Origin of the sequence: Bradyrhizobium sp., assembly GCF_016462955.1 — a bacterium.
In the GTDB taxonomy this organism is placed as follows: domain Bacteria; phylum Pseudomonadota; class Alphaproteobacteria; order Rhizobiales; family Xanthobacteraceae; genus Bradyrhizobium.
This window is the reverse complement of sequence record NZ_JAEMSD010000011.1, coordinates 23,980-41,356: the sequence shown is the minus strand read 5'-3', so window position 1 is coordinate 41,356 and position 17,377 is coordinate 23,980. Positions and strand designations below refer to the sequence as shown.

The following is a 17,377-nucleotide window of genomic DNA, read 5'->3' as shown; positions in this document are numbered from 1 at the left end:
TCGTTTCGTTGACCCAATAGGCCTCCGTCAGCACGCGCTCGCTGAAGCCATAGGCGTGGAACATCTCCACGGTGCGGCAGGCGATGCCGTCGGCCTGGCCGACCAGCAGCCGGCCCGGCTTCTGCTCGACGATGCAGGTCTTGATGTCGGAAAACTGTGCAAGCTGGGCCGCGAGGGTCAGCCCGGCAGGCCCGCAGCCGACGATGAGAACATCGACCTCGTCAGGCACAGTGCCCTCCGCTCCCGATGGCTGGACGCGTTCGGCGGGATCGGCGATCTCAGGGTCGCCCGGCTGAAATCCATTGAGATGGAATTGCATGAGCACCTCTCCCGGCAACGCTGCTGTTTTTGATATTGCTCAGTATGCTGACTATCAGTATGCTTGTCAACGATCCCTCACCCCGCCGCGACTTCCGGAGCATTCGGTGAAAGACAACAACGACATGCCGGGGCATCTGGCGCGCCGCTTCCAGCAGATCGCAGTCGCGGTATTCCTGGCCGAGGTCGAAGACGCCGGCTTTGATCTCACGCCCGTGCAATACGCCGCGCTCGCGACCATCAAGGCCAATCCGGGCCTCGACCAGGTGACGCTCGCAGGATTGATCGCCTATGACCGCACCACCATCACCGGCGTGATCGATCGCCTGGTCCAGAAGGGTCTCGCAGAGCGCCGCCCCTCCAGCCGCGATCGCCGCGCCCGTGAGCTCGAGATCACCGACGAAGGCCGGCGCACGCTGCGCAAGATCACGCCGGCGGTCGAGTCCGCCCAGCGCATCATGCTGCGCGGCCTTAGCGCGAAGGAGAGCGAGGAGCTGATGCGCCTGCTGCGCAAGGCCATCGCCGCCGGCAACGAGCTCAGCCGCGCCCCGCTGCGCGCTGCGCAGGTGTGATCCCGGACCATTCCCGTATTTTCGCAGCGCACGAAACCAGGAACTAACCTTCGGCTGCTAACATCGGCGGCATTGGGCGCTTAACGCGCGATTAACTTTGCAGGCTGGAGTTCGGGAATGTTCAGGTTCCTCGTTGTGGCCGCGGCCATCGGGCTCTCGACCGTTCAGGCGGTCGCAGGCGGACATGGCGGCGGCGATCCTCCGGCGCCGAAGGTCGAGGCGCCAACCGCTCCGGCGAAGGTGATCCTGACCAAACAGGGGCCCAAGCTCGTCGATCTCAAGGGCATGACGCTCTACTATTACGAGCGCGACACAACCGGCAAGACGTCGACCTGTAACGGCAAGTGCACCGAGAGCTGGGTTCCGCTGACGGCGATGGCCGATGCCAGGGCTGTCGGCGACTTCACCGTGATCAACCGCGACGACGGCACCAAGATGTGGGCGTACCGCTATCGCCCGCTCTACACCTCGCCCGCCGACAAGGCGCCTGGCGATGCCAACGGCAATGCCACAACTCTGCAATGGCGGATTGCGCGGCCGGAAAACTAAAGCATCATTCGGAAAAGCGCGGAGCGGCCTCCGGAAAGATCATTCGCAAACAACAACCTGAATCGCGATGACGATTCATTCAAATCTCATCGCGCATTGGGACGAGAAGATCACCGATTGTTCTGACCGGCTTGGGCGGCCGACTCGGACGCAACGGGCCGGAAGGCCGGAATATTTCCGCTCTGCTGAAGCGGCTTGACCTCCGCATTCACGACCACGGGCCCGGTCGTCAACCAGAGTGCCGCCACGGCCGCGATCGCAGTTCCCGCGCCAAGCGCGGCAAGCTCTTTCATGTTTCGGTCCGTGACGATCAGTTGCCAAGTATGACGCCGCGCTGGTGCCGCGACGGATGATCGGCGTCGACCAACGCATTTGGATCGGTCGCGATCACGGCCTCCGGCAATGGCATCGGTTCCAGCCCGGCGAACCGGCGATAGAGCGCCGCCATCACCGCTCCGGAAAATGCCGCTGGCACCACGAGATAAGCAAGCAGTGGCACCGCGAATGCGAGTAGCAAACTGCAGGCGAAAGCCGCAACCGCGCCAATCACTGCATACTCCCACGCGTTGCGGCGGCTCATGGCTCGCGCGACGTGGTGGACGCAGAGCATGAAAATGCTCGAAGGAATGACCGAAATCGCTATCATGACCATGAAGGTCTGCGCCGGGATCACCGCGGCGAAAATGTGTGCGGTGCTTTTGTCCGCAAAGCCGTTCATCAGGAGAGGCAGCAGCGTATAGGGCAGCAGAGTTGCGAGCACCGTCGGTATCAGCGCGGCTATGACGATGCCCGCGAATGACGTGCGGACGCGGACTGGTCCGTTGAAAGTCAGCGGTGGTGCCGCTTTTGCAGCCGGAGCGGTAGCCTGCACGGCGACGCGCTCAGCCGAACGTACTCCGGCGAACTGGCCGTAAAGGAACCCACCGATCATTCCCGCAATGGTTGGCAGCAAGCCGATGGTCAGCACGGTGCCATCGCCAGGCCCCGCAAGCTGAATATGGTTGCGGATCGCAAAGCCGTAGCTCACCGCCGCCATGACGCCGCCCATCAGGCCATAGGCAAGCCGGCTCGATATCGTCCACTGCCGCAGCACGATGTGCCCTGCGAACAGGAAGGCGGCGTTAATGGCCATGCGGCCGGCATAGACCATCAGGAACTGGTCCGGAGCCGGGACACCGACGGGATCGGTCACCTGCCCACCCGCGACGGCGAAGACCAGCAGCACGGCTTCGACGAGGGCCAGCGGGATCAGCGCAGCGCACAGTGCGCGCGGTGAGTTCTTCACGAGATACATGCGAGCAACCCCTTGCTCGCTGCACGCTAGACGCGAAGCGTTAGGGTTCGCCCAAGGCGATGGATAAAATTGTCGGCAAGCACACCCTGGTCCAAATCCCTATCCCCTCCAGCGCCCGCCCGCTTCGGCTTGCGCGCTCTGGCCCGGCGGCAGCACCACGACCATCGAATTGAGCTTCACACGGTCGTAGAGATCGATGACGTCCTCGTTGCGCATCCGGATGCAGCCCGACGAGATCGCCTGGCCGATATATTCGGGCTGGTTGGTGCCATGGATGCGGTAGAGCGTGTCCTTGTTGCCGGCATAGAGATAGATGCCCCGCGCGCCCAGCGGATTGGCGGGACCGCCTGGAACGCGCGCCGGATACGGACCGAGCCGCGCCTGGATGTCCGCGGTCGGAACCCAGTCCGGCCATTCCGCCAAGCGCCCGACCCGCGCGACACCGGAGAACGCCATGGCTTCCTCGCCGACCGCAACGCCGTAGCGGATCGCCTTGCCATCGGGCAGCACGTAATAGAGGTAGCGCGCATCGGTATCGACCAGGATCGTGCCCGGTTGCTCCTTGCGGTGGTAATCGACGATGTGACGCAGATATTGCTCAGGTACGCTCGCCTTGGCATAGGGCGCGTGCGCCAGCAACTGACGGTCGCGCGGCGTCATGCTCGCATCTGTCGATGGCGAGAGTGTCGTCTGCATGCAGCCGCCCAGCGGCAGCAAGGCTGCAACGAACAAAACGAGTAGAGATCTTGGCACCGCCGGCTCCCCCAATAGCGGAATAACCCCGCCCGCAAGGGTGTCAGATATTGCCAAAATCGTGCTGAAAACAAGGCGGCGCGGGACACATGCGCGTGTTCTGGGAACCTGGTTCCAACAACACAAAGGCGGAACGACCGTCGCATCATCTCCATCCGCTCGCCTTGCTTTGGTCAAACGCGGCTGGACTCGTGCGCCATGGGGATCGGCATGGGCGCACCTCGGATCAGGCCCGGCGCCAATGCGGACGACTCACCTCAAACATCGGACCTCAAAGGAGCTACGATGCTCGCGACGCTGAACGCCAAGCAAATCGTCGATGAGATCGTGAAGGACACGGTCAAGGACAACGATCCGCATGACGCGGTCCAGATCTCGCCCGAGATCGTGCTGGCCTCGCGGCCGACCGGCGCCTCGCCAGCGCTGGCGCCGGAGATTGCGCCACGTCCGGAGCCCAGGTTCACTCCCGAGCCCAAACTCACTGCGGAGCCGAAGTTCACTTTGGAGCCGTCGCGCGCGCCTGAGCCCACCGTCAACGTCGTGTACGGAAAACCCGCCACGGAACCCTCGGTCGACACGGCCGTCCGCGTCACATCCAGCGATGCTCCCGTCAGGCCGGCGCGATCCTCGGTCGGCAGCTGGCTGCGCGGTGTGTCCGTCGCGTTCCTGTTTGCCGGCGCCGGCGTAGCCGCAAGCATCGCCTGGGAGAGGCACGGCGACACCGCAAGGCAGATGCTGGCCGAATGGGCGCCGGCGCTGACCTCGTGGCTGCCTGCCACCTCCTTGCTCCCTGCAACATCCCAGACCACACCGGCGACCGCGGCACAGGTTGCTGCGCCCGCGGCGGACGCCACGGCAAATCAAGCGGTCGATCCGCCTGCGGCGCCGCCTCCGGTTCAGGTCGCCGCAGCCGCGCCCGCGGCGACACAGCCCCTCGACGCAGCGCAGACGGTGCAATCGATGACGCGCGATCTCGCAGCGATGGCGCAACAGATCGAACGGCTCAAGGCCAACATCGCCGAGCTGAAGGCCGGACAGGAGCAGATGGCGCGTGAGTTGGCGAAGCCGCCTGCGCCGCGGTCGGCCGCTGCCGATACGAGGCCCGTCGATCCGCGCGCGCGCGCCGCGGCGCTCCCGTCGCAGCCCGCCACAGCGCCGGTTCGCAAGCCGAAGCCGGCTGTGGCGCGAACCTACATGCCGGGTTCTTCGCCGGCTCCGCTCGCACCGCCCCCATCACAGGCCGCCGCGGTCCCGCCACCACCCGCGCCGGCCACGACGACGCAAGCCGTTGCTGATGACGACGGGCCGATCGTCCGTCCGCCAATGCCGCTGCGCTGAGCGATACCGCGGGCAGGCGCGGCGCACGCTGTCCGAGTCGATGTGAAAGATTGAGTCCGGGGGACTACGGAAAGCGATTTGTCGCTCAAGAGAAAAGGCCGTCGGGATCTATGCCGCCGGCCTTCTCTTGCAGCTGCCGGTTCCCGGAGCCCGGTTCTGCTGCAATTCCATGCCTGATGATTGCGCGACGTATTTAATAAAGTCTTAACGAGCCTGCGCGCTGCACATCATTTCTGCGCCATAAGCCCAGAGATTGCGCGGTCCGTTCATTCGGCAGATATCGACTCAGTGGTACGATCCGGCATGTGCTGGAAGGGCTGATTGAAGACCTTCACCGAACATTGAAGACTTGCATTGAAGACTTGCACTGAAGACTTGCACTGAAGCTCAGATCGTCACACCGGGGAATTACGATGCCCTACTACTCTTTCGATCTCGTGGTTGGTGGTGAGTTCAAGAACCAGGGTGGAATCATCCTCGAGGACATCGAGGTTGCCTCCGATCGCGCCGACCAATTGGCTTGCGAGCTGTCGCAGGTCAAGCCGGAGCTACAGCAGAAGGGTTGCGCGGTGCGCGTCACCGATCGCGACCAAAACGAGGTCTATCGCACCCCGCTGGATCCGGTGCCGGCCTGGCAGCGCTAGCCTAGCACCGGCGGCTCGAACCAGTTCGTCAGCGACAATCCGCCGTCGACGACGAAGGCCGCGCCGGTGACGTAGCCCGACAGTCTGTTCGACAAAACGGTGAGCGCCATCGGTGCGAGATCATCGGCCTCACCGAGACGCCCGAGCGGAATGTGCCGCGCCAGCGCGGGATCGGCGACGAAGCCGCCGGCAGCGATCGCGCCCGGCACCAACGCGTTGACGCGGATGCGGTGACGACCGAACGTTTTCGCGAGCTCCTTCACCAGCATCGCCATGGCCGCCTTCGCCGTCGAATAATGTGCGAGGTTGCGAGGTGTGCCCGCATGCAGCGAGGTGAGAAACAGGAATGAGCCCGGCCGGTTCGCGTCAATCAGTCGTCTTGCGAGTTCGCGCGCCAGGTGAAAGCCGGCATCGAGATTGACGGCGTGCATCTCCTGCCACGTCCTGCGATCGACCGCGAGCACATGGTCGGCCTCCCGCCGCGGCGGGGAAGCGCTGTGAACGAAATGCGTGACCTCGCCCAGCGCCGCACGGGCCGCGGCCAGCAGCTCATCGCAGGCCTCGAGCCGGCCGAGATCGCCGATCCAGGGTACCGCCAGGTCGGGCCTCTTGCTGGCGCCGATCGCGGCACGCACCCGCTCCTCGCTGACATCAGCGAACACAGTGCTGACGCCCTCGCCGACCAAGCCCTGTGCGATCGCGCGGCCGATGCCGTTGCCGGCGCCGGTGACGAGCGCGGTGTCGCGGGCGGGATCGAACGGCGTGCTGAACAGGCTCATGTCGCGCTCCAGGGTGGAAGGCACCAGGTTAGCCGCCGCGCCGGTCGGCGACAATTGCGTCCCGGTCCCATTGCCGAGCGGCGCGCCGGGCGCTAGCCTGCCAGAAAAAGCGGAGGAGTTCCCTAGGATGCGCACCGGTTTCATGATCGCAGGCCTGTCGCTATTGGCCGCACCGGCCCTGGCGGGCGATGCGGCGCCACGCTCGACCTATGTGACGATGGTCCTGCAGGCCTTCGCCACCAAGGTCGAGTGCCCCAACACGGATCTCGTCTATCAGGATCTCGTGCAAAGGGCGGAGCAGATGCACCTGCCGGACGGCACCACCGAAAAGGTGCGCAAAGCGATTGCCTGGATGCATACCGGCGGCAAGATGGGCGAGAAGCAGGACGACGCGCTGATGGCCGAGGTTGCGATCGCGACCCAGGCGACCGACCTTGACCAGCGCCGCCTTGGCATGTCCAGCTGGTGCGAAGCCCAAAAGACAAATCTCGCCGGCTTGATCCGCAGCAAGGGCGGCTAGCGAGGCGCTTCCGTCGCGTTAAGGACGCTGGGAGAGCTTCCTTCGTTCGGCTAAAAATCGTCATATTTCTTCACAGCATGCGGCCTCTTCGATGCGAACAGGAGGTCCTTATGCGGAATATCCATTTCGTTTTCGCCGGCGCGATCGCGGCGGTCGCGGTCCTGACAGCGCCCGTGCTGGCGAAGGATCCCGACGCCCAGAAGGGCGAGGACAAATCGACCTCGGCATCGTGCAGTGCCTATCAGCAGGCGGCAGACGGTTCGTGGGAGCCGCTGCCCTGCAAAGCGATCGGCGAACGCGGCCAGCCGCAGACACAGAACCGCGGTTCGCCGCAAGGCGCCGATCGCGGAGAGCGTTAAGGCACGCGCCTGGAACAGTCAGCCCTGATGCGGACCGCGCATGATCTTCATGGCGTCCACGATGTGACGCCACTCCCTGGCTTCGTCGGCCTCGCCGCGGCCCTCACAGGCCTGGGCTTGCTCGGCGGCCTTCGCAATCGCAGCAGGGCCGTGCTGTTCGAGCATCTGCCGGGCAACGGTGTGGACCTGGACCTCGGACATCATGGGCGCTCTCCGTTGAAAAGGAAGCCGCGGCGCCCGGCTCGGCGCTCCGCGGGTTCCTGACAACGATCAAGCCGCAACGCCCGTTCCGCCCGCAGCCGATCACATCGGCAAGCCAAGGAACTTGAACGGCTGCGCCTCGCGGAAGCTGGCAGTCGCATCGCCGGCGAAGGTGTGATCCTGGTCGAGCCCCAGATCGAGTTTCTTCACCTTGCCGCCTTGCGGCGAGAAATCGATCTGCCTCAGGTCGACCCAGAACGTGTTCGGTGTCAACGCCGACTCGAAGAGATAGAGCTTTCGCTGATGCTCGGCGACGGTCCGCCAGCGCGTCGAAGAGATGTTCGGCTGATCCGGCGTCGTGATGCCAAACGGCACGGACGTGTTGCGGATCACGCTGAAGACGCTGGCGAGCGCGCGGTTCGGATTTTCGTCTTTCGGGATTGCGTTGACATAAAAAGATGCGCGGGCGAAGCGATCGGCGGCGCGATTGGTGCCGGGCAGGAACACGGTGCCGCCAATCTGCTTCCAATAGGCGTTGAGCGCAAGCTGCTCGTCGAAGGTCGGCGAGTTCGTCATGACCTGAAATTGGCGGCCGTGGTGGATGACCTGCTTGCCGCCAATATATTCGACGATGGCGCTGTCGCCGCTCGCATCCGACATCGACAGGTGCAGCGTCGCGAGCCGCTTCTCGCCTGGCACGTTGTCGGTCACGATCGTGAACGGCTCTTTCTCGAGCGCAGCCACGGCCTCCTGTACGGTCGCGAAACTGTCGAGCACATATTGCGCCCAGGCCGCGATCGTCAGCCCCTGCTTGCTCTGGTCGTATTTGGGATACTCCGATTCCACCAGCCACAGCACATTGGCCATCAGTCCGGCTTCGTTGAGCCCGTCGGTCGTGGAGATGTCGTAGCCCGACGCGATCACGCTGCCGTATTTCGACGTCCACGTCAGCGAGTTTGGACCGACCTCGCCTGTGCGCGCCATGCCGCGCGGGAAGATCCAGAGGTTGGTTGCGATATCGCTCTTCCAATCCATCGAGCGTGCCGTGATCACCTGGCCATTTGCGCCGTGATAGACGAGCCGCGTGCAGGCCTGCGAGATCGACGGCGTGACGGCCATCGCCGCGGCGAGCAGCACCGCTGCCGCGCGTCGATGGGGCTTCTGTTCTGGGGACATCCCGGCAGCTCCCTCTCGCCGAGCAGGACGTGTACCGCCCTGCAATCGCAATCCAGCGTCGAGACGAAATCAGGCGAAACCATGGATGAGGCCCGCCCAAAAGGACAAAGGCGGCCCGCCATGCCCGGCGGACCGCCTTCTCACCCACCCCAAACGGATGTCTGCGGCCGCGTCCCCCTACGCGACCGCCGCCTTCTTGCGCTCGAAATCGTTGGGCACCTCGATGTCGACCTCCAGGGTCGAGACCTCGTCGCCGCGCTCGAGCCGCACGATGACCTTGGTCGGATCCAGCGTCACATGCTTGGAGACCACCGCGAGAATTTCCTCACGCAGCACGCCGAGCAGATCGGGCTGGCCACGCATTCCGCGCTCATGGGCAAGCAGGATCTGCAGCCGTTCGCGCGCGACGGGTGCCGAGGCCTTCTTGCCGCGGAGAAGTCGAAGCAGACCCATGCTCATGCAGCCCTCCGTCGAAGCAAACGATCCATCAGACCTCTGCGCTCGGCAGGAACATGCATCGTCACGTTCTCGCCGCAGAGGCGTTTGGCCGCGTCCATATAGGCCCGCGCCGGCGCACCATCCGCGTTCGACAGAGTCACCGGCGTGCCGACGTTGGACGCCTTCAACACGTCCTGGCTCTCGGGGATGATGCCGAGCAACGGCGTTGCCAGGATCTCGAGGATGTCGTCGATGGTCAGCATCTCGCCGCGCGCGGCACGCGAAGCATCGTAGCGCGTGATGAGGATGTGCTTCTCGACCCGCTCGCCCTTTTCGGCCCGCACCGTCTTGGAATCGAGCATGCCGATGATGCGGTCGGAATCGCGCACCGAGGAGACTTCCGGATTGGTGACGATCACGGCCTCGTCGGCGAAGCGCATCGCCATGGAGGCGCCGCGCTCGATGCCGGCCGGGCTGTCGCAGATTACCCAGTCGAAACGGCTGCGCAGATCGGCGATGACCTTGCCGACGCCCTCTTCCGTCAGCGCGTCCTTGTCGCGCGTCTGCGAAGCCGGCAGCAGCCAGAGATTCTCCAGCCGCTTGTCGCGGATCAGCGCCTGCGGCAGCTTCGCAACGCCCTGCACCACGTTGATGAGATCGAACACGACGCGGCGCTCGGCTCCCATCACCAGGTCGAGATTGCGCAGGCCGACGTCGAAATCGACGACGACGACCTTGTCGCCGCGCTGAGCGAGCGCCGCTCCCAGCGCGGCCGTGGTGGTGGTCTTGCCGACCCCGCCCTTGCCTGATGTCACGACCAGTACCTTGGCCATCTCGATTGTCTCCTTCTGGTCAGTTCAGCGCGGTAATTCGCATGGTGTTGCCTTGCAGGAAGGCCTGGGCCGGCCGGCCGCGCAGGGCCTCGTCGATATCGTCGGCGGTCTGATAAAAGCCATCGATTGCAAGCAGTTCGGCCTCGATCTTCTGACAATAGATGCGTGCGCTGGTGTGACCGTTGACGCCTGCCATGGCGCGGCCCCGCAGCGCGCCGTAGACGTGGATGGACCCGCCGGCCACGACCTCGGCACCGGACCCGACCGAGCCGAGAATGGTGACGTCGCCTTCCGGGAAGATCACGGTCTGGCCTGAGCGCACCGGGCTTTCGAGCAGCAGCGACGTCGGCTTGGGCTCGGCCCTCACCTCGGCCTTCCTCGGCGCGCTCGGCTCGACCACGCAGCTGCGCCCGCCCGACAGCAGCGGCGGCATCATGGGAGTGAGCCTTCCCTCCTCCACGCCTTCGATGCCGAGGACGCGGATGTTGCGGTCCTGAAGACTGGTCAGGAGATGGCCGATGCCGGCCTGGCTGAGATCGACCGAGGAGAGATCGATCACCACGGGCCGGCCGGCAAAAAAGCCCGGGGACCGCGCGATGGTGGCGTCGATCTCCTGCAGCCAATCCTGCACCGGAACCGTCGGCGTGAACACGAACGCCACATAAGAGCGCCCGCGCAGGCGCACCATTTGACGTTGGACTTTTGCTGCAGCCTCCATAGCGGCCGACTCGTTCCCTGTTATTGAATGGTTAACGATGCGGCGGACATGGTTAACGGCCGGTTAATTTCCGAGGCCATCACCTGGGAACGTCGCTTTCATGTCCGGGCGCACTGCGATCAGTCAGGGCCAAGCGGGCATGCCGCTTCCCCTCCGATGTCATGTCGTCCATGCAGGCCCGCTTGCCGCATTGACACGGTAGTACCATCTGGTTTCGATGCGCGCCCGGCAGACGGAGCCATCATGTCAATTCAGTCATCCATCAGACGCAAGACCGCGCCGGACATCCGGGCCCGCAAGCACGGCGAGCCGATCGTCATGCTGACCTCCTATCACGCGCACACGGCAGCGCTGGTGGATCAGCATTGCGACGTCATTCTGGTCGGGGATTCTCTCGGCAACGTCATGCACGGCTTCGAGACGACGGTCCCGGTCACGCTCGACATGATGATCCTCCAGGGCGCTGCGGTCATGCGGGGATCGAAGCGGGCGCTGGTCGTCGTCGATATGCCCTTCGGGTCGTATGAAGCTTCCAGGGAGCAGGCATTTCATTCCGCGGTACGGATCATGAAGGAAACGCAATGCGGCGCGGTGAAGCTCGAAGGCGGCGTCCGCATGGCGGAGACGATCGCATTCCTGTCCGGGCGCGGCATCCCCGTGATGGGTCATATCGGCCTCACGCCCCAATCCATCAACACATTGGGCTCGTTTCGAGCACAGGGGCGCAGCGGGATCGACTGGGGTCCGATCGAGGACGATGCGAAGGCGGTCGCCGACGCAGGTGCATTCTCAGTCGTCGTGGAAGCCGTGGCCGAGCCGTTGGCGCGCAAGATCACGCAAACGATCGCGATCCCGACCATCGGGATCGGCGCGAGTGCGGCCTGCGACGGCCAGGTGCTCGTGCTCGAGGACATGCTCGGGCTCTCGCCACGAACGCCTAAATTCGTCAGGCGCTACGGCGATCTCGGTCCGGCCATCGCAGCGGCAATCGAACGGTATGCCGCCGACGTGCGGTCGCGTGAATTTCCCGGACCGGAACACGTCTACGACATGAAGAAGGGCTGACGAAGCGGGCACGCGCCCGCTACTTCTTCACCTTGCTCGCATCCATCTTGATGCTGGGATCCAGCATCTTCGTCGTAAACGCAGTCGTGACGTCGAACGGCTTCTCCATGCCGAGATAGGTGTGGACCAGTTCGTAGTCCTTCTTCATCCGCTCGCCGTCGATCCAGCCAAGGCCCATGGTCGTCGTGAATTCGTCGGTCATCAGAAACTTGATGCGTTCCCACTGCCGCTCCTGGTTCGCCTTGTCGAGGCCGGAGACCTGGTCGAGCAGCGCCTTCAGGCATGGCGCAGCATCGGCCACGCAAGCCGCAAAGGCCTTCTGCGTGACCCGCACAAAGTCTTCCACGACCTTCGGGTTCTTTTGCAAATATGCGCCATTGACGATCAGCGAATTGCCGTACGGGTTGAGACCAATGTCCTTCCAATTGACGTAGCCGAGGTCCTGGCCGAACTCGATGACCTTCAGGTCGTGCTCGTTGTAGAAGTCGCTGATGATATCGACCGTATGGCTCTTCAGCGCCGCGATCTTCGCGGTCGGCCCGACATTGACGAAGCCGACGGAGTCCGGCGCGATGCCAGCGGCCTTGGCGAACGCCGGCCACATCACGCGCGAGGCATCGCCGGGCGGATTGCCGATCTTGTGGTTGGGGAAATCCTTGACCCCATTCACGCCGTAGCTCTTCAGCCAGTAGAAGGTCTGCCCGGTATTGGCATAGACGCTCATCACCGCGACCGTGTCGGCGCCCTTGCTCTTGGCGACCAGCATGGTGGCGAGATCGGCGACGCCGAACGGCGAGCCGCCGGAGCCGACCTTCGCGGCGGAAACGCCGGAGCCCTTGCCGGTCTCGATCGTGAGATCGATGCCGGCCTTCTCGTACCAGCCTTGCGCCTTGGCGTAGTAATAGGGCGAGTGATCGGCGGTCGGCGTCCAGTTCAGGATCAGATTGACCGCCTCGCCCGCGCGCGCCGGCGCGACCGCCGCACCGAGCGCGAGGGCCAACACCAGGGCCGAGCCCGCCGCCTGCAAACGCTTCATCGCATCTCTCCTCGTTGCCGCGACCCGGCTTGTCGCTCTCCCCATGTGAGGCTACCAATGCAACAAGCCCGCCTTCAACTTGTCAACTGTTTGGTTGGAAATGCCCGCAAAACGATCTGGCGACACCGTGCCGCAGCGCCGCGACCCCGTCGCCACCCGCAAGAAACTGTTGACCGCGGCGCGCCAGGAATTTGCCCGGCACGGCTTTGCGGGCGCCCGGGTCGACGAGATCGCCGAGCGCGCCGGGGTCAACAAGCAGCTCGTCTACCACTATTTCGGCGACAAGGACGCGCTCTATCTCGCCGTGCTCGAATGGGTTTATGAGGACATCCGCGAGCAGGAGCGCAGGCTGAACCTCGAAGGCCTGCCGCCGGAGAAAGCGATCCGCAAGCTGATCGAAGCTTCGTTCGATCACCTCGCGGAAAACCCCGATTTCATCGTGCTCCTGAACGACGAGAACCGCGGCGGCGCCCCCCACGTCCGCGGCTCGACACGGCTGGAAGCGATGCACTCGCCGCTGGTGAGAAGCGTCTCCCACATTCTGAACGAGGGGGTGCGTTCCGGCGTGTTCCGCAAGGGGATCGACCCCGTCCAGCTCTATATCTCCATTGCCGGCCTCAGCTATTTCTTCTTCTCCAACACGCCGACACTGTCGGCGATCTTCGGCAAGGACTTGTCGAGCCGCGCTCAGCAGCGCGCCCGGCGCCGCCATGTCGCCGACCTCGTGCTACATTCGCTCCGGCCTTAATCAACCAACTGGTTGAAACTTTCTGCAAGGGCGGATAGGCTGACTACCTGCGGCAGGCTGGCTGCCGGGAACAGGGAGCGATCGGTGGCCGGAGACGGGGCACGCGCTGCACGCAGCTTTGCGGTCGTGGTGATCGTGCACCTCGCCGTTCTCGCGGTCTGGCAGGTCGCGGTCGACGCGTTCCAGGTGCCGAAATTCATCCTGCCCTCGCCGCTTGCCACCGTGCAGACGCTTGGAACCGCCGGCTATGCCTGGGGCACCAACACGCTGGTGACGGCCATCGAGATCCTCGGCGGCTTCGCGCTCGGCGCGGTCGTCGGCGTGACGCTCGCGGTGATCTTCAGCTGGGCGCCGCTGCTGAGCCTCCTGCTGCTGCCGCTGTTCGTGACGCTGAACATGATCCCGAAGGTCGCGCTCGGACCGCTCTTCATCGTCTGGTTCTCCTACGGCATCGTGCCGAACATCCTGATCGCCTTCAGCATCTGCTTCTTTCCCATCCTGCTCACCACCGCGCGCGGCCTGCGCGAGGTCGAGCCGGACCTCCTCGACCTCGTCAAATCGCTGCGCGGCTCGCGCTGGACCCTGTTCCGCAAGATCCAGCTCCCGGGATCGCTGCCTTACATCTTCTCCGGCATGAAGGTCGGGGCCATCCTCGCCGTCGCCGGCGCCATCGTCGGCGAGTTCATCGCCTCCGAGCGTGGGCTCGGCTACCTCATGATCCAGGTGCAGTCCTCGCTCGACACGCCTGCAATGGTGATGGCGGTCGTGCTGCTGACCTTGCTCGGCGTCACTCTCTACGGCCTGGTGCTGGCTCTCGAACGCATGTTCGTGGTCGGCGACGCCAGGCAGAACTAGGACCAGGGACCAACCCATGCTGCTCACCCGCGAGAACCTACCGAAGACCATCCCTGACATCGCGGCGCTCGACGAGCTCTTGTGCCGGCCGACGCAGGCCCTGATCGACGACCTCGCGAAGGTCGAAGGCGACATCATGGTCCTCGGCGTCGCCGGCAAGATGGGGCCGACGCTGGCGGGCCTCGCGAAAGCCGCCGCGCCCGATCGCCGCGTCATCGGCGTGGCGCGCTTCAGCGACGCGAGTGTGAAGGAGTGGCTGCACGCACGCGGCGTCGAGACCATCAATTGCGACCTGATGGACGAGCGCGCCATCCATTCCTTGCCGAAGGCGCCGAACATCATCTTCATGGCCGGCCGCAAGTTCGGCGCCGAGGGCGATCTCTCGTTGACCTGGGCGATGAACGCGCATGTGCCGGCGCTGGTCGCGCAGGCCTTCCCCGCCTCGCGTATCGTGGCGTTCTCGACCGGCTGCGTCTACCCCTTCGTCCCCGTCGACGGCAAAGGCTCGACCGAGGACATGGCGCCGAACCCGCCCGGCGAGTACGCCCAGTCCTGCGTCGGCCGCGAGCGCATGTTCGAGTATTTCTCAGGCAAGTTCGGAACGCCGGGCCGGCTGTTCCGCCTCAATTACGCGATCGACATGCGCTATGGCGTGTTACACGACATCGCGACGAAGGTGCTCAACGGCTCGCCGATCGACGTCAGCCTCGGCCATGTCAATTTCATCTGGCAAGGCGATGCGTCGGCGCAGGCGTTGCGCTGCCTCGCTCACTGCACGATTCCGACCTCGCCGATCAATGTCAGCGGCCACGAGATTCTGGCGGTGCGCGACCTCGCGGCGAAGTTCGGCGCAAGGTTCGGCCGCGCGCCGGTGCTGACAGGCAAGGAAGAGCCGACGGCCTGGCTGACCGACACGTCCAAGGCGGTCGGCCTGTTCGGCCTGCCCGTCGTCGACACCGAGCAGCTGATCGCCTGGACCGCGGACTGGGTGTCCCGCGCCATGCCGAGTCTCGGCAAGCCCACCAAATACGAGGTGCGCGATGGACGTTACTGACGGCCCGCCCATCATCAAGCTCTCCGAACAGGACTCGATCGCCGGGCTGGCGCTCTCGACGGAAGCGCACTGGAACCAGACCGAAGAGGACTGGCGCATCTTCCTGCGCGACGGCATCGTGTTCGGCGTGCGCGACGGCGGGCAGTTGGTCGCAACCGCAGCGCTGCTGCCCTATTCCGGCAACAATGCCTGGATCAGCATGGTCCTGGTAACAGGCACGCACCGCCGCCGCGGCCTGGCAACACGTCTCGTCGACGCTTGCCTGGAAATGGCGCACAAGAGCGGCCTGACGTGCTGGCTCGACGCGACGCCTGACGGCGCCAAGGTGTATGGTCCGCTCGGGTTCACGCCGACCCTGCAATTGCGTCGGTTGAAGCTGGTTAACGCCGCGCCGTCATCCGCGCCCGCGCTATCAGCCGCAACGCTCGAGGCGCTTTGTGCCCGCGACCGGCGCGCCAGCGGTTTCGATCGCATCACCCTGCTGACCGCCTTCGCGCAGCGCGCGGGGGCACGCATCGTTGCAGGCAACGGTGCGATTGCCCTGGTCCGCGACGGTAGAACCGCACGCCATATCGGCCCGCTATTCGCCGATGACGCTGCCGATGCGCTGACCCTGGTTGGCGCGATTGCAGCATCGGAGACCAGCCCGCTCCTGCTCGATGCCGTCGCGTCGCAAAGCCAGTTCCTGGACGGCTTGACGGCCTCTGGTTGGACCATCGAGCGACCCTTCCAGCGCATGCGGTTCGGCCCTGCCACCAATGCCGCGAAAGAAACGCCATTCGCCGTCGCCGGCCCCGAATTCGGATAGGACATCATGCACCACAGCCAGATCAACAGCGACGTCCGCAAGCTGATCGCCGAGGGCACCGTGCTGCCGGCGCATCCCCTCGCCCTGACTGCCGAGCGCCAGCTCGACAAGACGCATCAGCGCGCGCTGACGCGCTATTACATCGACGCCGGCGCGGGGGGCCTCGCCGTCGGTGTGCACACCACCCAGTTCGCGACCCGCGACGTCGGCCTCTACCGCCCTGTGCTCGAGCTTGCCGCCGAGACCGCCGCGAACTGGACCAGGCGTCCGCTGGCGATGGTCGCGGGCCTTGCGGGCCCGACACGGCAGGCGGTCTCCGAGGCGCGCACCGCGCGCGATATCGGCTATCACGCCGGCCTGCTCAGCCTCGCCGCAATGAAAAGCGCCTCCGAGGACGAGATCATCGCGCATTGCACCTTTGTCGCAGCCGAGATTCCGCTGGTCGGCTTCTATCTCCAGCCGGCCGTCGGCGGCGTCGTGCTCTCCAGCCGGTTCTGGCAGCGCTTCGCTTCCATCGACAACGTCATCGCCATCAAGATCGCGCCGTTCAACCGCTACAGAACGCTGGACGTGCTGCGCGGCGTAGCGGCCGCCGGCGCACTCGACCGCGTCGCGCTCTATACCGGCAATGATGACCATATCCTGCTCGACCTGATGCTGCCGTTCGATCTCCGCGACAACGGCGTCACCACCCGCACCTATTTCAAGGGCGGCCTGCTTGGCCATTGGTCGGTGTGGACCGCGAGTGCCATCAAGCAGTTCGAGCGCTGCAAGGCGGCGCGGCACAAGGACAGCGTGCCCGCCGACCTGCTCGCGCTCGATGCCCGCGTCACCGATTGCAACAGTGCCTTCTTCGACGTCGCCAACAATTTCCACGGCTGCATCGCCGGCTGCCATGACGTGCTGCGGCGCCAGGGCCTGATGAAGGGCTTGTGGTGCCTCGATCCCAACGAGGGTCTCAGCCCCGGCCAGAAGGAGGAGATTGATCGCGTCACGCGCGAGCATGCCGACCTCAGCGACGATGCCTTCGTCGCCGCGAACCTGAACAATTGGCTGGCATGAGTTCAGCCCCCTTCATCAGCCTGCAAGGCGTCCGCAAGGTCTATCGCAGCGGCGGCGCCGAGTTTCTCGCGGTGTCCGACGTCACCATGGACGTGCAGGAGGGCGAACTCGTCTCGCTGGTCGGTCCGTCCGGCTGCGGCAAGACCACGGTGATGAAGATTTTGGCCGGCCTGCACGGCGCGGACGGCGGCACCGTGAAAATCGGCAATGCCAGGAGCCCGTTCGATCCGACCCGCGACATCGGCATGGTGTTTCAG

At 64.8% G+C, this 17,377-nt stretch carries 24 protein-coding genes; 13 read left to right on the top strand and 11 right to left on the bottom strand.

Annotation, left to right across the window (positions count from 1 at the left end; all coding sequences use genetic code 11):
* Positions 1-319, bottom strand: a 319-nt coding sequence (locus JHD07_RS02770) for an FAD-dependent monooxygenase (protein ID WP_291618689.1), incomplete at its 3' end; no start/stop codon positions are given.
* Positions 320-425: 106 nt separating this feature from the next.
* Between JHD07_RS02770 and JHD07_RS02765 the strand changes: the two genes are divergently transcribed.
* Both JHD07_RS02765 and JHD07_RS02760 read left to right on the top strand, forming a co-directional pair.
* Positions 426-890 carry a MarR family transcriptional regulator gene (locus JHD07_RS02765; protein WP_291618687.1) on the top strand — a complete coding sequence of 155 codons (465 nt, stop codon included), beginning with the start codon at positions 426-428 and terminating at the stop codon, positions 888-890.
* A 117-nt stretch (positions 891-1,007) separates the two neighbouring features.
* On the top strand, positions 1,008-1,439 hold the full coding sequence (locus tag JHD07_RS02760; protein WP_291618685.1) for a hypothetical protein: 432 nt from the start codon (positions 1,008-1,010) through the stop codon (positions 1,437-1,439).
* Positions 1,440-1,549: 110 nt separating this feature from the next.
* Here JHD07_RS02760 and JHD07_RS02755 read toward each other — a convergent pair whose 3' ends face one another.
* The 3 genes from JHD07_RS02755 to JHD07_RS02745 all read right to left on the bottom strand — a co-directional run bounded on the left by JHD07_RS02755 (position 1,550) and on the right by JHD07_RS02745 (position 3,429).
* Entirely contained in the window at positions 1,550-1,732 is a 183-nt protein-coding gene (locus JHD07_RS02755; RefSeq protein ID WP_291618684.1) for a hypothetical protein, read from the bottom strand.
* A 17-nt stretch (positions 1,733-1,749) separates the two neighbouring features.
* Positions 1,750-2,733: a hypothetical protein gene (locus tag JHD07_RS02750; protein WP_291618682.1), complete on the bottom strand. Its 984-nt coding sequence runs from the start codon at positions 2,731-2,733 to the stop codon at positions 1,750-1,752.
* Between the two features lie 99 nt (positions 2,734-2,832).
* Positions 2,833-3,429 carry a L,D-transpeptidase gene (locus JHD07_RS02745; RefSeq protein ID WP_291618680.1) on the bottom strand — a complete coding sequence of 199 codons (597 nt, stop codon included), beginning with the start codon at positions 3,427-3,429 and terminating at the stop codon, positions 2,833-2,835.
* Positions 3,430-3,771: 342 nt separating this feature from the next.
* Between JHD07_RS02745 and JHD07_RS02740 the strand changes: the two genes are divergently transcribed.
* Together JHD07_RS02740 and JHD07_RS02735 are read left to right on the top strand one after the other, a co-directional pair.
* Positions 3,772-4,824 (top strand): hypothetical protein, encoded by a 1,053-nt coding sequence (locus JHD07_RS02740; protein WP_291618677.1) that lies wholly within the window; start codon positions 3,772-3,774, stop codon positions 4,822-4,824.
* A 413-nt stretch (positions 4,825-5,237) separates the two neighbouring features.
* On the top strand, positions 5,238-5,468 hold the full coding sequence (locus tag JHD07_RS02735) for a hypothetical protein (RefSeq protein ID WP_291618675.1): 231 nt from the start codon (positions 5,238-5,240) through the stop codon (positions 5,466-5,468).
* On the opposite strand, the gene JHD07_RS02730 is transcribed toward JHD07_RS02735, so the two are convergent.
* Positions 5,465-6,247, bottom strand: a complete 783-nt coding sequence (locus JHD07_RS02730; protein WP_291618673.1) for an SDR family oxidoreductase — start codon at positions 6,245-6,247, stop codon at positions 5,465-5,467. The two genes, JHD07_RS02735 and JHD07_RS02730, sit on opposite strands and share 4 nt — an antisense overlap.
* A gap of 127 nt (positions 6,248-6,374) precedes the next feature.
* On the opposite strand from JHD07_RS02730, the gene JHD07_RS02725 reads away from it, so the two are divergent.
* Both JHD07_RS02725 and JHD07_RS02720 read left to right on the top strand, forming a co-directional pair.
* Positions 6,375-6,767 carry a hypothetical protein gene (locus JHD07_RS02725; protein ID WP_291618671.1) on the top strand — a complete coding sequence of 131 codons (393 nt, stop codon included), beginning with the start codon at positions 6,375-6,377 and terminating at the stop codon, positions 6,765-6,767.
* A gap of 110 nt (positions 6,768-6,877) precedes the next feature.
* Complete coding sequence (locus JHD07_RS02720; RefSeq protein WP_291618669.1) at positions 6,878-7,126, top strand: hypothetical protein; 249 nt, start codon at positions 6,878-6,880, stop codon at positions 7,124-7,126.
* 18 nt (positions 7,127-7,144) lie between these two features.
* On the opposite strand, the gene JHD07_RS02715 is transcribed toward JHD07_RS02720, so the two are convergent.
* The 5 genes from JHD07_RS02715 to minC form a co-directional block, all read right to left on the bottom strand.
* Positions 7,145-7,330, bottom strand: a complete 186-nt coding sequence (locus JHD07_RS02715; RefSeq protein WP_291618667.1) for a hypothetical protein — start codon at positions 7,328-7,330, stop codon at positions 7,145-7,147.
* A 99-nt stretch (positions 7,331-7,429) separates the two neighbouring features.
* Complete coding sequence (locus JHD07_RS02710) at positions 7,430-8,446, bottom strand: linear amide C-N hydrolase (protein WP_291618693.1); 1,017 nt, start codon at positions 8,444-8,446, stop codon at positions 7,430-7,432.
* Between the two features lie 234 nt (positions 8,447-8,680).
* Positions 8,681-8,962: a cell division topological specificity factor MinE gene (minE, locus tag JHD07_RS02705; RefSeq protein WP_291618665.1), complete on the bottom strand. Its 282-nt coding sequence runs from the start codon at positions 8,960-8,962 to the stop codon at positions 8,681-8,683.
* Complete coding sequence (minD, locus tag JHD07_RS02700; RefSeq protein WP_291618663.1) at positions 8,959-9,774, bottom strand: septum site-determining protein MinD; 816 nt, start codon at positions 9,772-9,774, stop codon at positions 8,959-8,961. The genes minE and minD overlap by 4 nt, the downstream gene beginning before the upstream one ends.
* Positions 9,775-9,793: 19 nt before the next feature.
* Entirely contained in the window at positions 9,794-10,492 is a 699-nt protein-coding gene (gene minC / locus JHD07_RS02695; RefSeq protein WP_291618661.1) for a septum site-determining protein MinC, read from the bottom strand.
* 243 nt (positions 10,493-10,735) lie between these two features.
* Between minC and panB the strand changes: the two genes are divergently transcribed.
* Positions 10,736-11,557: a 3-methyl-2-oxobutanoate hydroxymethyltransferase gene (gene panB / locus JHD07_RS02690; RefSeq protein ID WP_291618658.1), complete on the top strand. Its 822-nt coding sequence runs from the start codon at positions 10,736-10,738 to the stop codon at positions 11,555-11,557.
* 19 nt (positions 11,558-11,576) lie between these two features.
* Here the strand turns inward: panB and JHD07_RS02685 are convergent, their stop codons facing one another.
* Positions 11,577-12,593 carry an ABC transporter substrate-binding protein gene (locus JHD07_RS02685; protein ID WP_291618656.1) on the bottom strand — a complete coding sequence of 339 codons (1,017 nt, stop codon included), beginning with the start codon at positions 12,591-12,593 and terminating at the stop codon, positions 11,577-11,579.
* Between the two features lie 100 nt (positions 12,594-12,693).
* Between JHD07_RS02685 and JHD07_RS02680 the strand changes: the two genes are divergently transcribed.
* From JHD07_RS02680 to JHD07_RS02655, 6 genes are all read left to right on the top strand, one after another.
* The gene (locus tag JHD07_RS02680; protein ID WP_366863938.1) at positions 12,694-13,341 is read left to right on the top strand and encodes a TetR/AcrR family transcriptional regulator; all 648 of its coding nucleotides are present in this window, start codon (positions 12,694-12,696) and stop codon (positions 13,339-13,341) included.
* Between the two features lie 84 nt (positions 13,342-13,425).
* Positions 13,426-14,196, top strand: a complete 771-nt coding sequence (locus JHD07_RS02675) for an ABC transporter permease (protein WP_291618652.1) — start codon at positions 13,426-13,428, stop codon at positions 14,194-14,196.
* A gap of 16 nt (positions 14,197-14,212) precedes the next feature.
* Positions 14,213-15,250, top strand: a complete 1,038-nt coding sequence (locus JHD07_RS02670; protein ID WP_291618649.1) for an NAD(P)-dependent oxidoreductase — start codon at positions 14,213-14,215, stop codon at positions 15,248-15,250.
* On the top strand, positions 15,237-16,058 hold the full coding sequence (locus tag JHD07_RS02665; protein WP_291618647.1) for a GNAT family N-acetyltransferase: 822 nt from the start codon (positions 15,237-15,239) through the stop codon (positions 16,056-16,058). The genes JHD07_RS02670 and JHD07_RS02665 overlap by 14 nt, the downstream gene beginning before the upstream one ends.
* Positions 16,059-16,064: 6 nt before the next feature.
* On the top strand, positions 16,065-17,120 hold the full coding sequence (locus tag JHD07_RS02660) for a dihydrodipicolinate synthase family protein (RefSeq protein ID WP_291618645.1): 1,056 nt from the start codon (positions 16,065-16,067) through the stop codon (positions 17,118-17,120).
* Positions 17,117-17,377: ATP-binding cassette domain-containing protein (locus tag JHD07_RS02655; protein ID WP_291618643.1), on the top strand; the 261-nt coding region annotated here is incomplete at its 3' end. The genes JHD07_RS02660 and JHD07_RS02655, both read left to right, overlap by 4 nt.